This is a genomic window from Pseudomonas sp. GW821-FHT09H03 (assembly GCF_059415945.1).
The window spans coordinates 141,778-155,004 of record NZ_JBWKOF010000011.1; the positions used below are offsets into that span (position 1 = coordinate 141,778).

The window sequence follows — 13,227 nt, forward strand, 5'->3', positions numbered from 1 at the left end:
CTGCCGTGCCATTCGCTCAAAACACCTTGAGCGGCGTTACACCGCACGCTCCCCTTACAGCACGCCGGTAGCGATATCGCCCCCGGTCCTCTTCCCGCTCCAGCGACCCTTCGGCCACCAGGTAGTTGGCATGGGCCAACGTTTCGCCCAGCGCCATCAGTTCGTCGAAACGACCCGACAGTTTGGGAAACAACAGGGCCATGAGCTCGAGCACGGTGCGCGGCTCGTCACAGTTGGCCAGCATTAAAGCCAGATGCCCTTTGTGGTGGGCCTCCAGCTGGTCCAGGCGCTGATGCAAATTGAAGAACGGCCGCTCATGTGCCGGCAACACCAGCACGCTGTCGGGCAAGCTGCGCAAGTGCTCGATAGAATCGAGCCAGTCACGCAGCGGGTTTGCCAACGGCTCCGTGGCATGCACTCCGACGGTGGAAGTGATGCGCGGCAGCACCTGGTCGCCGGAGATCAGCAAGCCGTTATCGGCGGCGTACAGACAGGCATGCTCCGGCGAGTGGCCGCGACCGATCACCACCTGCCAGGTGCGGCCACCGATGTGCAGGCAGCTGCCTTCGTGCAAACGCCGGAAATGGTGCAGTGGCGCTGGCAGGAAGTGGGCGTTGCTCATCACCGCGAACATCTCGGTACTCTGCTCGTCGCTGACCCCGGCCTTGCGGTAGAAATCGAGAAAGTCCCAGCCCGGTGGCTGATCGGCGGGAAACCTGACGTGCAACGACTGGAACTCGCTGACGGTCATGTACACCGGGCAATGAAAACGCTGCGAAAGCCACGCGGCGACCCCGGCATGGTCGGAATGAAAGTGGGTGCAGACCACCGCCAGCAGCGGCAGCCCGTCGCACACTTCACTCAGCACACGGTCCCAGACTTCGCGGGTCTGTTCGGTGTTCATGCCGGTGTCCACAACGACCCAGCCATCGGTGTGGCGCAGCAGATAAAGGTTGATGTGGTCCAGGCGAAATGGCAGCGGCATGCGCAGCCACCACACCCCCGGTGCCACTTCGCGCACCTGTCCGGAATCGGGCGCCTGCGGCCACGGGTACCGCAGGCCGTCGCGCAATTGGTGACCGTTGGCGTCCAGATCAGCCATGCTCGGCCACCGCAAATGGCGTCAGGCCGGCCCGCGTCAATGCCTCCGGCGAATAAGGCACATAGCTGCGGGCCTGTTCGTCGCGGATGAACAGTGGATCGCTGCAACGAGTCGGGCAGTAGCCCTGACGCTGCAGGTCGACCTTGCGCAGCTTGTAGCTGGCGGTCAGGTCTGCCGACTGGGTAACCCGCACGAACACCGGCGCGGCATAGCGTGGCAGGCGCGCTTCGGTCAAGGCGTACAGGGCGGCCGGATCAAACGGCTGGTCGGCCTGCATCAATACCGCGGCCATGCCGGCCCGGCCTTCTTGGCCGGGCACCTGGACGCCATAGATATTGATCAGTTCCAGGCCCACCAGATCGCCCAGGGCGTGCGCCACTTCCAGGGTCGAAACGTTCTCGCTCTTCCAGCGATAGGTATCGCCGATGCGGTCGACGAAATAGCAGTAACCGTCGGCATCCTCGCGCAGCAAGTCGCCGGAGCTCCAATAGGCATCGCCCTCGCGAAACACATTACGGCGGATTTTGCTCTCGGTCGCCTCGGCAGAGGTGTAACCCTCGAAGCGTCCGCCACCGATCTCAGGGTGATTGACGATAAAGCCCATGGCCTCGCCAACCTCACCTACTTTGCAGACTTGATAGAAACCGTTTTCGTCCCGTGGATGGCAATCGTTTTCGATGTCGTAACGCACTAACCTCAGGTTGGTCTTGTTCCAGTCCGGCACGCGTCCGCAGGAACCAAAATAGTTGTCGACGTTGATCAGTGCCGAATTGGCTTCGGTGGCGCCCCAGCCCTCGAACACCCTGATCGGGCCGAAGCGCTCCAGCCAGCGTTGCCAGGAGTCCGGCGACAGCCCGGCGCCGAGCATGCAGCGCAGACTGTGCTCGCGCTCGCCCGCTCGAACTGGCTGATTGAGCAGGTAGCGGCAGATCTCGCCGATGTACTGGAAGATGCTGATCTGGTGTCGCGCCACATCGTTCCAGAACTCCCGTACGCTGAACTTGCGGCGCACCACGATGGCGGCACCGGCGCGCAGCGCAGTAGACGTCACCGAGGTGGCCGCGGCGCCGTGGTACAGCGGCAGGCAGCAATAGAACACATCCTTGCTGGTGACTTGCAGGGTGGGTTCCATCACATCCCCCGACGACATCCAGCGCATATGGCTGTAACGCGCAGCCTTGGGCAAGCCGGTAGTACCCGAGGTAAAGATCAGCAGGGTTGTGGCCTGCGCCTCGATGTGCGCGCGGATGTTCCGGGGAAACGGCGTGCGCGGGGCTTTCTCCAGGCGCGCATCGAAATGCCCGTCAATGCCCTTGGGCAGCGCTCCCGACCAGGGATTTTCCGCGTCACGCACCAACCAGCACGGCAGGCCGGGAAAGCCTTCGGTGGTTTGCACATTCGCCAGGCACTCTTCGCCAACCACCAGCGCCCTGGCCTCGGTGGTCTTCAACGCATGCAGCAGTGGTCGGCCACTGACCTGAGTATTGATGAAGGCCACCACCACCCCGAGCTTGACCAAGCCGAACCAGGTGCAGAAAAACGCCGGGCGGTTTTCCATGGCCAGCGCGCAGACATCGCCGGCGCGCAGGCCATTGGCATAAAACGTGTGGGCCATCTGGTTGGCACGTGCATCGACCTCGGAGTAACTCAGGGCCTGCTCGCCATAAATCAGAAAGGTGCTCTCACCCTGCTCACTCGCCTGTTGCTCCAGACGGTCAGCCAGGGTGTAGAGATCGCCCGGCTTGATCCGACCGGCAGCGGCCGAGCGCTGGTCCAGCAACGCTTGAGTCTGCTCCCGTGGTACCACGCGGGACCGCAGGACGTGGTTTAAGTCATTAAGATTCATTACATCACCTCCCCGGCTATTGCTTGATGCACGCGGTAATCCGAGTAGCCCGCCGGGCCCGGCGTATACAGGGTCTTGCGGTCAAAGCCACTTAGCGGCAGGCCACGTTGCAAACGCGCCACCAGATCGGGGTTGGCAATAAAATGACGGGCGAACGACACAGCTGCCCCCTCGCCCGACGCGAGAGCGGCAGTGGCCGAAGGACCGTCGAAACCATCGTTGAGAATCAATGCATGAGGACTGTGCTTACGCGCCAGGGCGAAGGCGTCGAGCTCTGCCAGGGGCGAGCGCATGATGTGCAGGTAGGCCAGCTCCAGCGACGCCACGGCTTCGCACAAGGCTGCTGCCGTGGCCGCCGGATCGCGGTCATCGATGTCGTTGTAGGGGTTGCCGGGGCACAGGCGAAAACCAACGCGTCCGGCGCCAATCGCAGCGGCCATGGCCTCGATCACTTCCTTGGCAAAACGCACCCGCCCGCCCACATCGCCGCCGTAGGCGTCGCTGCGCTGGTTGCTGCCGGAGGCCATGAACTGCATCGGCAGGTAACCGCTGGTGCAGTGCAGTTCGACACCGTCGAAGCCGGCCAGACGCGCATTCAACGCGGCCTGCCGATAGTCCTCGATGACCTCGCCAATACCTTGCAAGGTCAGCGCCTGTGGCTCATCGGTGTCCACCAGGCCGGCGGTATCGCTGAACACCTGTGTGCGTGCGCGCAATGCCGAAGGTGCCACCGTGGCCGCGCCCGCCGGTTTGTTGTGACGGCTGGCGGCGCGGCCGACATGCATCATCTGCAGGACAATCCGCCCGCCCTCGGCATGCACTGCCTCGGTGACCCGCCGCCAGCCGACGATTTGCTCGTCGCTGTAGATCGCCGGGGTGCGACAATAGCCCAGGCCGCTGGCCGACGGCGCGGTGCCCTCGGCCACGATCAGCCCGGCACTGGCGCGCTGGCGGTAGTATTCGACCATATCGCCGCCGGGTATCGCATCGGCAAGGGCGCGGCTGCGAGTCATGGGGGCCATGACGATGCGGTTGGCCAATTGCAGTTCGCCCAGGGCGACCGGCTCGAACAAGACGCTCATCTCAATTCCTCAGCTTCTTATTGTTTTTTGCTGTCGCAGGGCTTGCCATGACATGGGCAAGCGCTGACATGGCAGCGGATATGGCTGAATGATTGACGTTGAGTGCGTGCGAAACATCGTCCGACAAGACTAGGTTCGCTATCGGGTGCGGCGGTTTGCCTGGGAGATGACAGAGATGGTCTGAACGGACGATGAAAAAAACACTGGGCACCTACAGCATCGCGCCAACTAGAACAAAACCGGGAGCACCCGCAGTGAACCAATCCACCCCCGTGACATGGCGAACGCATTACGCGCTTTTCGTGCTCGCCAGCATCTATGTGTTCAACTACATCGACCGCCAGTTGATGGCGATCCTGATCGAACCGGTCAAGCTCGAATTCGGCATTTCCGATACTGGCATCGGCCTGCTGTCGGGGGTGACCTTCGCGGTGTTCTACACCGTGTTCGGCTTCCCGCTGGGACGCCTGTCGGATCGAATCGGGCGCAAGCCGGTGATCGCCTTCAGTTGCATCGCCTGGAGCCTGATGACCATGCTCTGCGGCATGGCTGGAAACTTTCTGACCCTGGTGCTGGCGCGGATAGGCGTGGCCGTGGGCGAGGCCGGTGGCACGGCGCCGTCGGTGGCGATGGTCTCGGACTTGTACCCGGCGAACCGCCGATCCACTGCTCTGTCGGTGCTGATGCTCGGTTCCAGCCTGGGGGCGATAGTTGGCCTGGGCCTGGGTGGCTGGATTGCCCAGCACCACGGTTGGCGCTACGCCTTCTTGTTGATCGGCGCGCCCGGAATCTTCCTTGGTCTGCTTCTGCTGCTGACCGTGCGAGCGCCCAAGCGCGTAGTGCCGCTGGGCAACGTCGCGGCGCAACAGGATGGCTGGCTCAAGACCCTCCTCGAGCTGTTTCGCATGCCCTCGTTCCCTTGCCTGGTGCTCACCGGCGGCGCGGCAGCGATTGCCGGCTACGCCATCGGCACCTGGAGCCCGAGCTTCCTGATCCGTTCCCACGGCCTCAATCTGCAAGAAGCCGGATTTCTGGTGGGCGTGGTGGGCGGTACGGGTGCGACTTTCGGCACCCTGCTGTGTGGCATGCTCACCGACCGCATGGCGCGACGTGATGTCGGCTGGCAGATCGGTGTGCCGTTGCTGGGTACGCTGATCAGCATTCCCTTCGCCCTGGCGTACTTCCTCTGGCCCCAAGGCACGGCGTTCCATATCGGCAGCATCGCCGTGCCGCAGGCGTTTTTGTTCTACAGCGCGTTCGCCTTCTTTGGCGTTTGGTGGGCAACACCGTGCCTGAGCGCCATTACCCACCTTTTCCCGGCTACACGACTGGCCCAGGCCACGGCGATTTTCGTCATGTCCATGACCCTCTTGGGTGTGGGTATCGGGCCGCTTTTTGTTGGCATGCTCAGTGACTTCTTTGTGCCAACCCTGGGCAGTGAGTCGCTGCGCTACGCGTTGGCTTCATCTGTGTCAATGCTGGTGCTGGCCAGCGTGTTCCTGACCCTGGCACTGCCGCGATATCGCCAACAGATGAACAGCCTCGCGCCACTGCCCGCGACGAACCAGGCCGTGACTGCCTGATCCTCTTCCCCTTACAACCGCGCCGCTGGAAACCTGCCGGGTTCCAGCGGCTTTTTTTTGCTGAGGACCACGATGAGTACCAGTGCCGTACAGATCTGCAACCTGCTTTACCGTTACGCCGAGTGCCTGGACAGCGGACAACTGGTCGAGGCCGCCGAGTTGTTTCGACATGCCCGACTCAAAGTAAAAAGCCACAGTGACTTCCTTGATTACACCGCCCTGCTGGAGATCTGGCAGCAACGAATCAAGCTCTATCCCTGCGGTACACCCCGCACCAGACACGTCATCAGCAACCCCATCAGCAACCCCATCATCAACATTGACCAACCCACAGGAACCGCGACAGCTCGCTCCTGCTACACCGTGCTGCAGGCCACCGACACCCTGACTCTGCAACCTATCGCCAGCGGGCGCTACCTGGATGAGTTCGAGCGTATCGACGGGGTCTGGCGATTCAGCTTTCGAGATTATTCGCACTTGGACATGATCGGTGACTTGAGGGGGCATTTGTTGGGCTAAGAGAACGATAACGCGGTGCAGCAGGTGCACCGCCGTCTCAGGCTTTTACAGGGATCGGAGCATGACACCAAACGACGAAAAAGCCCCACCGGATACCGATGGGGCTTTTAGTCATTACAACGATCCGGGGCTTATCTACCGATAGCCCGCGCCGCGTCCGCGGTGTACTGGTCCGGGGTAAATTTGCCTTCGTTGAGGATCGGGCCTTTCTTCGACTCGTTGGTCATGCCGTAGCCGGTGTACTGGCCGGAGTTCAAGTCCAGAAAGAACTGCGAACCAGCCTGCCAGCCGCTCATATCCGGGTGGTAGTAGTAGTTGACCATGGCGTGCTTCCACAGCTGTCCACGGGCGTCGTAGTTGTCGGCCATGACCGCGTTCCAGGTGTCTTCGTCGATGAACAGCACGCGCTTGCCATAGACATGGCGATAGCCTTCCTTGAGGTCGGCTTCCAACACCCATACCCGACGCAATTCATAACGCATCAAATCCGGATTGGGATGGTTGGGCGTCAGCATGTCGGCGTGCTTGACGGTCCCGGCGTTGGGCTTGTAGGCGTTGGCCGGGCTATAGATCTCGCGCTTGCCGACCAGCTTCCAGTTGAAGCGTTCCGGTGAGCCGTTGAACAAGCGGTCCTCGTCGACGGTCATGGTGCCGTTGGTGCCGATCATCGGCTGATCGTAACCGTAGCCCGGCAGTTGCCGAACACGTCGGGTGGACGGGCTGTAAGACCACGCCTGACGCGACTCTACGGCGAAGTTGTAAGGTTCATGGGAAATGCTCAGAGTGCCGTTGTCGCGGGCCGGTTTGAGAGTCATGTTGTTGCTCATGGCCTGGATCTTGCCGTCCGTGGTGGGCTCGACGGTTGGCGAGTTGGCCTGCGACAGGTTGCGTGCATAGGCACGGCCCCAGCCGATGCTGCCATTGGGCAGGACCGAAGCCAGGTCAGAGGTCTTTTCCTCAGTGTAGGCACGAGCCGGCAGTTGGTGGTTCCACAGCAGTTCCATGCCGTTCTTGGGAATCGGGAACGGAATCTGGCCCAGACCTTCGAAACCCGCCCCGTCATTGACCAGCCTGGCATTCAGAGCGTTGTCCATCGCGCGGCGGCAGACGTAATCGGGATAGCGGAAATCCCGGTGACCGGGATAGATGTTCATCTTGTAGCTGCTCGGATACTTCTTCAGCAGCGCCTTCTGGCCTTCGGTAAGGTGCGCCTCATACTGGCTCATGTTCTGCGCAGTGATCACCAGGATCGGTTTCTCCGCCGCATAGGGGTCCACCGGCTGGTCGCCGGAGAACTTCACATGATTCCAGCCCGGGACTTCACCCAGGTATTTGCCGGTATACGGCGGAATGGTGCCCTCGGCGTTGCCGGCTTGCTCGGCGCCAACACAGGTCAGCTCCTTGCCCAGTCTGGCTGCTTCCTGAGGTGACACCGCGGCGTGCGCATAACCCGTCAGCCCGCTATTGGCTGTGACTGCGACCGCGAGCATGAGACCTGTTCTTGTTATTTTCATGTGATGCCTCCTTCGCTGATAAGGCTGTGTGGATGGATCTATTGTTCGTGTTCTGCCGGCCCCGACATCGTCCGGAAAGACTAAGGCGACGTTATGCGCCCAACTTTTCCTGCAGCTTTGCCTTGAGCACCTTGCCGGTGGCGTTGCGTGGCAAGGGTTCAAGCACCCGATAAACCTGCGCCGGCACTTTGTAGGCAGCCAGGCGCTCGGCGATGAATGCGCAAACTTGCGCTTGCTGGGGCAGAGTTGACGCCTGGCCGTGAATGGCCAGCCCCACCGTCTCACCCAGCAGCGGATCGACAATGGCGAATGCTGCCGCTTCCAGGACACCGGGCATATCGAGCACGCAAGTTTCGATTTCTGCGGCTGAAATTTTCTCGCCACCGCGGTTGATCAACTCCTTGACCCGGCCGGTGATACTGAGAAAGCCCTCTTCGTCGAGGTAGCCGATGTCGCCAGTGTCGAGCCAACCGTCGCGCAGGCTTTGCGCGGTGGCTTCGGGCAGGTTCCAGTAGGCGCTCATCAAGGTTGGGGAACGCAGCCAGATCACCCCGCGAGTGCCCGCCGCCTGTGGCTGGTCAGGGCTGTCACCGATACGAATATCGACGATCGGCAGCGCCCAACCCGCCGTCTGCGGCTTGTACACGAACGGATCGCCGCCGATGGCCGCGCCGATGCCATTGCTTTCGGTCAGGCCGTAGCCGGCACCGCCGATGACGTCGGGCTTGAGCTTGAGCATGTCATCCAGCACCCCGGCGGACGACGCTGCACCACCCAGCCCAAGTCCGAACAGGCTGGCGGTGTGCTCGCTGCCAAAGCGTGGTGACGCAAGCAGTTGCTGCATCATCACCGGTGCCCCGTTGAACTGGGTACAGCGCTCATCACGAATGAGGTCGATCGCACGTTCGACATCCCACTTGTACATCAGCATCAAGCGCCGACCTCCGCGTAATGCCGACAGGAACTGCGCATGCAAGCCGCTAACATGGAACAACGGCACGGCCGCCAGCGTGGTGGGTGGATAGCCGCTACTGATCACCACGCCGATACGCTCGGGCGAGCTCATGGCGCAAAACGCGCCCTGGAAATCCAGGGCAAACAGCGCCTGACAGATAGCCCGGTGACTGGACACGGCGCCCTTGGCGCGGCTGGTGGTGCCCGAGGTGTAAAGGATCAGCGCCGGTGCGTCAGGATCGATTTCCAGCGTGGGCACAGGTTGCGCCGGGGCGCTGATCAAGTCCTCGAAACGCAGGCAGTTCTCGGGCAAGGTGGATTCCTCGGTCCCGACGACGATGGTGGCTCGCTGCTCGCGGGCCAGATCCTCGCGCAGGGTATCGAGGCGCGCTTCGTCGCAGATCAGCAGGCGGGAACCGCTGTCCTGCAACGCGTACTGCAACTCGTCGCGCAGGCCCCAACTGTTGAGTGGCACACACACCGCGCCACAGCGCACGATCGCGGCGAAGGCCACCAGCCACGCCGGCTGGTTACGCATGGCGATCGCCACCCGCTCGCCCGGTTGCAGGACAAAACGGTCGACCATCTGCCCGGCCAGGCGGTCGACCCGATCGAAGAACTGGTTGAAGGTCAGGCGCTGCGACTGCCAGACCAGGAATTCACGGTCACCGTGAACCCGACCGTTGTCGAACACTTGCAGCAAGTCGTGCGCGGCGTGACGAAAGTAGCGTGGAGCGCCGTCATCGGGCGTCACCACTTCAAACGGCGCACCGGGGGCGATCAGTTCGCGCCACGCGGTGTGCCAGCGTTCAATGCTCATTTTTGTTTTCTCCAGAACGGGCGAAAGACCTGTGGGAGTGGGCGCCTGACACTCCGCCATCGCGGGCAAGCCCGCTCCCACAGGGTGGTGCGTCGTGCTCATATGCTGGGTACACCAGAAATTCTTGTGGGAGCGGGCTTGCTCGCGAAGGCGCCGGCACATTCAACAGCCTCGTTGCCTGACACTCCGCTTTCGCGAGCAAGCCCGTTCCCACAAGGGTTTACGCGTGGGCCGAATAGCGTTCGCAATGGAAATCCCGGTCACCCAGGCAGCTCTGCGCCACGCGCACGCGCTTGAGGTACAGGCCGACATCCAGCTCGTCGGTGACGCCGATGCCGCCGTGCATCTGCACGGCTTCGTTGGCCACCTTGATTGCCGTATCGCCGGTTTTCCATTTCGCCAGGCTGACCGTTCGACCGCGTGCCGCGACGTCGATGCTGGTGTCATCCAGGGTCGCCAGCGCGGCCATCAGGGTGCTGCGACTCAGCGCCAGGTCGATGTACATTTGCGCGGCGCGATGTTGCAGGACCTGGAAGGTGCCAATCGGCGTGTCGAACTGCACGCGGGTCTTTAGGTACTCCAGAGTGGTTTCGAACAGTTGCTCCGCCATCCCCAACAGCTCCGCCGCCAGGCAGGTGCGACCACGGTCCAGTGCGGTTTCCAGCGCGGTCCAGCCCTCGCCCAGAGTGCCAAGCAGCGCTTCGTTGCCCAATTGCACCTGGTCCAGTTGCAAGCGTGCACTGTTGCGCGAATCGATCAGCGGCAAGGCGCTGACTGTCAGGCCCTGCGTATCGGCCGGCACCAGGAACAGGCTGATGCCTTGCGTATCACCCGGTTGCCCGGACGTGCGCGCTGCTACCACAAAGGCATCGGCACCGAGGCCGTCGACCACCCAGAACTTGTCGCCGTGCAAGCGATAGCCCTGCCCCTCGGCCTCGGCCACAAGGGCAATGCGGCTCGGGTCATGGCGCGACTGTTCGTCCACCGCCAGGGCCAGGCGTTGTTCACCACCGATCACCGCTTGCAGCCAGTGCGTCTGTTGCGCCGAGTTGCCAGCCAGGTGGAGCAGCGAACCACCCAGCACCACGCTGGACAACAGCGGCGTGGCGGACAGGTTGCGGCCCATGGATTCAAAGATCGGCCCAAGGCCCTTGCAACCGAAATCCAGGCCCCCGAAGTCTTCGGGAAACGGAATCGCACTCCAGCCCAGATCGACCGCGTCCCGCCACAACTGCGCATCGAAGCCCGGGGCCACCGCTTCATCGCGCAGCCGACGCTGGGCACTCACCGGGCTGCGGGCGGCGAGAAAATCCCGGGCGCTGTCGGCCAGCAAACGCTGCTCATCGTTGTAACGCAGGCTCATGGGGTGACTCCTTTTTTAGCGTCTGGCAAGCCCAGCACGCGCTTGGCGATGACGTTCAACTGGACTTCCGAGGACCCGCCGGAAATGGTCAGCGCATAGCTGTTCAACCAGGAACGGGTCACCGCCAGTTGTTGTTCGCTGAATGCCGCGCTCTCCCAACCGAAAGCATGCCCGGCCATGGCATCGAGCAGCACTTCGAACTTGTCGCGCTCCTGCTCGGTATGCACCAGCTTCATGATCGACATCAGGCCGCCGATGTCATCGCCGGCCCGCGCCTCTTCTCCCATGCGTTGCACGGTCAGGTTGTAGGCTTGCTCGTTCATCGCGCACGCCGTGGCCCGCGCCTGCAAGGCGTGTTCGCCCCGGGTCTGGGGGGTCGGCACGTACTCGCGCATCAGCGCCAGCAGGTCGAAGTGCGACGGCAGGCTGAACTCGCCGAATTTCGACATCGCCTTGCGTTCGTGTTGCAACAGGTACTTGGCCAGGTTCCAGCCACCGTTCAACGGTCCGATCAACTGGTTCTTGGGTACTTTCACGCTGTCAAAGAACACCTGGCAAAACGCCGATTTGCCGCTGATCAGATCGATCGGCTGCGGCTTGACGCCGGGACTGCGCATGTCCAGCACGATCAGGCTTATGCCTTCGTGTTTCGGCGCGCTGAAGTCAGTGCGCACCAGGGCATACATCCAGTCGGATTTGTCGCCGTAGGAGGTCCAGATCTTGCTGCCATCCACCACGAAATGATCGCCGGCATCACGTGCGGCCATTTTCAGGCTGGCCAGGTCGGAACCGGCGTTCGGCTCGGAGAAGCCTTGGCACCAGCGAACTTCACCGCGGGCAATCGGCGGCAACAGATCACGTTTCTGCTGTTCGCTGCCGTAAGCCAGCAGCACCGGCCCAAGCATCCAGATGCCGAGGTTGATCTGCGGTGGCCGACACTTGATGCGGCGCATCTCGCTTTCCAGCACCGCCAGTTGTTCGTCACTCAAGCCGGCGCCCCCATATTCCTCGGGCCACTCGGGGCAGAACCAGCGCTTGTCGCGCATGCGCTCGAACCACAGGCGTGCATCCGCATTGGGAAATTGCGGGTTCTGGCCGCCCCACACCACATCGCCTTCAGCCATGCCGCTGCGCATCGACAGCGGGCAGTTGGCCTCCAGCCAGGCACGGGTGTCCTGGCGAAATTGCTCGATAGTGCTCATGAAAGTCCCCTTCGACCCGCCCCGGTACCGGGGCGAGTACGGTTCTTGTTGTTGATGGACCAGCGTCAGCGTTGAGTACGCGGCATGCCGAGGCCAAACTGGGCGATCAGTTCGCGCTGGATTTCATTGGTGCCGCCACCAAAGGTCAGGGTCGTGGCAGAGCGCAGTTCATACTCCAGGTCACCCTGCAACAGCGTTGCCGCCGAACCGCTGCGCATCGAACCATTGGCACCGACGATTGCCGCCAGCTTGCGCAGGATCTCGATGGCCGACTCCGAGCCGAATACCTTGGTGGTCGAACTCAGCGCGACGCTCATGCGGTCGAGCTCAAGATCGGCAGCGATGCGCATGTTGATCAGGCGCATCGCTTCCAGGCGTGCATAACACTCGGCCAGCGAGCTGCGCACCCAGGCTTTATCCATCGCCCGGCGGCCTTGTTCATCGCGGGCCCGCGCCCACAGGTAGACCCGACGAAACAGCGCCACGACCTTGTCCGACCAGGTGCCGAGACCGAGGCGCTCGTGGTTCAGTTGCGATGTGATCAGCTTCCAGCCACCGTGCAACTCACCCACCAGCATCTCGTTGGGCACCCGCACGTTGTCGTAGTAAGTGGCCGCCGTCGGATTGCCGACGGTGTGAATCAGGGTGTGGGAGAAGCCCGGCGTCGTGGTATCGACGATCAGCAGCGAGATACCCTTGTGCCGCGCCTGGGTCGGATCAGTACGAGCCGCCAGCCAGACGAAATCGGCCGATTCGGCGCCCGAGGTCCACAGTTTGTTGCCATTGACCAGGAAGCCTTCGTCGTCCTGGCGGGCGCTTGTTTTCAACACCGCAAGGTCACTGCCGGCATCCGGCTCCGAGTAGCCGATGGCAAACATGATCTCGCCTGCGGCGATGCCAGGCAGAAAGCGTTCTTTCTGCAGCTCGCTGCCGTGGGCCATCAACGCCGGGCCTACGGTGCTGATGGTCACGAACGGCAGTGGTGCCCCGGCGATGTTGGCTTCTTCGAAGAAGATCAACTGCTCGGTGGCCGCGTAACCCTGGCCGCCATGGGCCTTGGGCCAGCCAACCGCGAGCCAGCCGTCGCGTCCCATCTGGCGGATGGTCTGGCGAAACAGCTCACCGCCTTCCTTGCCGCGCAACTGATCGCGCATGTCCGGGGTCATCAGTGCCTGGAAATAGTCCCGCACCTTGTGGCGCAGGGCATGTTGTTCGGGAGTGAGGTCGACGAACATCTGCTGC

Annotated in this window: 10 protein-coding genes; 2 read left to right on the plus strand and 8 right to left on the minus strand. The window is 62.4% G+C overall.

The genetic code is table 11. The features are described 5' to 3' along the window. Window positions 1-16 precede the first annotated feature (16 nt). From AC07OG_RS17480 to AC07OG_RS17490, 3 genes are read right to left on the minus strand one after another with little or no spacing between them, the layout of a single operon-like run. Window positions 17-1,102 carry an MBL fold metallo-hydrolase gene (locus tag AC07OG_RS17480; protein WP_060543451.1) on the minus strand — a complete coding sequence of 362 codons (1,086 nt, stop codon included), beginning with the start codon at window positions 1,100-1,102 and terminating at the stop codon, window positions 17-19. Further along, entirely contained in the window at window positions 1,095-2,948 is a 1,854-nt protein-coding gene (locus AC07OG_RS17485) for a long-chain-acyl-CoA synthetase (protein WP_060543450.1), read from the minus strand. The genes AC07OG_RS17480 and AC07OG_RS17485 overlap by 8 nt, the downstream gene beginning before the upstream one ends. Then, window positions 2,948-4,030: an alkene reductase gene (locus tag AC07OG_RS17490; RefSeq protein ID WP_060543449.1), complete on the minus strand. Its 1,083-nt coding sequence runs from the start codon at window positions 4,028-4,030 to the stop codon at window positions 2,948-2,950. Before AC07OG_RS17490 ends, AC07OG_RS17485 begins: the two co-directional genes overlap by 1 nt. Before the next feature lie 254 nt (window positions 4,031-4,284). Between AC07OG_RS17490 and AC07OG_RS17495 the strand changes: the two genes are divergently transcribed. After that, window positions 4,285-5,613, plus strand: coding sequence for a spinster family MFS transporter (locus AC07OG_RS17495; RefSeq protein WP_060543448.1), 1,329 nt, complete (start codon window positions 4,285-4,287; stop codon window positions 5,611-5,613). A 72-nt stretch (window positions 5,614-5,685) separates the two neighbouring features. Continuing rightward, window positions 5,686-6,132 (plus strand): nuclear transport factor 2 family protein, encoded by a 447-nt coding sequence (locus AC07OG_RS17500; RefSeq protein ID WP_495067602.1) that lies wholly within the window; start codon window positions 5,686-5,688, stop codon window positions 6,130-6,132. Window positions 6,133-6,263: 131 nt separating this feature from the next. Here the strand turns inward: AC07OG_RS17500 and AC07OG_RS17505 are convergent, their stop codons facing one another. From AC07OG_RS17505 to AC07OG_RS17525, 5 genes are all read right to left on the minus strand, one after another. Beyond that, entirely contained in the window at window positions 6,264-7,646 is a 1,383-nt protein-coding gene (locus tag AC07OG_RS17505; RefSeq protein ID WP_177336998.1) for a DUF1329 domain-containing protein, read from the minus strand. 91 nt (window positions 7,647-7,737) lie between these two features. Continuing rightward, a complete protein-coding gene (locus tag AC07OG_RS17510; RefSeq protein ID WP_495067603.1) occupies window positions 7,738-9,420 on the minus strand; it encodes a class I adenylate-forming enzyme family protein in 1,683 nt (560 codons plus the stop codon). A gap of 220 nt (window positions 9,421-9,640) precedes the next feature. Continuing rightward, complete coding sequence (locus AC07OG_RS17515; RefSeq protein ID WP_060543444.1) at window positions 9,641-10,783, minus strand: acyl-CoA dehydrogenase family protein; 1,143 nt, start codon at window positions 10,781-10,783, stop codon at window positions 9,641-9,643. After that, on the minus strand, window positions 10,780-11,985 hold the full coding sequence (locus tag AC07OG_RS17520) for an acyl-CoA dehydrogenase family protein (RefSeq protein ID WP_218425053.1): 1,206 nt from the start codon (window positions 11,983-11,985) through the stop codon (window positions 10,780-10,782). The genes AC07OG_RS17515 and AC07OG_RS17520 overlap by 4 nt, the downstream gene beginning before the upstream one ends. A 65-nt stretch (window positions 11,986-12,050) precedes the next feature. Continuing rightward, window positions 12,051-13,220, minus strand: coding sequence for an acyl-CoA dehydrogenase family protein (locus tag AC07OG_RS17525; RefSeq protein WP_060543442.1), 1,170 nt, complete (start codon window positions 13,218-13,220; stop codon window positions 12,051-12,053). Window positions 13,221-13,227: the final 7 nt, after the last annotated feature.

Coding starts and splice junctions, on each gene's coding strand:
- AC07OG_RS17485 (WP_060543450.1), bottom strand. CDS start 2,948: ATGAATCTTAATGACTTAAACCACGTCCTGCGGTCCCGCGTGGTACCA.
- AC07OG_RS17510 (WP_495067603.1), bottom strand. CDS start 9,420: ATGAGCATTGAACGCTGGCACACCGCGTGGCGCGAACTGATCGCCCCC.
- AC07OG_RS17505 (WP_177336998.1), bottom strand. CDS start 7,646: ATGAAAATAACAAGAACAGGTCTCATGCTCGCGGTCGCAGTCACAGCC.
- AC07OG_RS17520 (WP_218425053.1), bottom strand. CDS start 11,985: ATGAGCACTATCGAGCAATTTCGCCAGGACACCCGTGCCTGGCTGGAG.
- AC07OG_RS17480 (WP_060543451.1), bottom strand. CDS start 1,102: ATGGCTGATCTGGACGCCAACGGTCACCAATTGCGCGACGGCCTGCGG.
- AC07OG_RS17500 (WP_495067602.1), top strand. CDS start 5,686: ATGAGTACCAGTGCCGTACAGATCTGCAACCTGCTTTACCGTTACGCC.
- AC07OG_RS17515 (WP_060543444.1), bottom strand. CDS start 10,783: ATGAGCCTGCGTTACAACGATGAGCAGCGTTTGCTGGCCGACAGCGCC.
- AC07OG_RS17525 (WP_060543442.1), bottom strand. CDS start 13,220: ATGTTCGTCGACCTCACTCCCGAACAACATGCCCTGCGCCACAAGGTG.
- AC07OG_RS17490 (WP_060543449.1), bottom strand. CDS start 4,030: ATGAGCGTCTTGTTCGAGCCGGTCGCCCTGGGCGAACTGCAATTGGCC.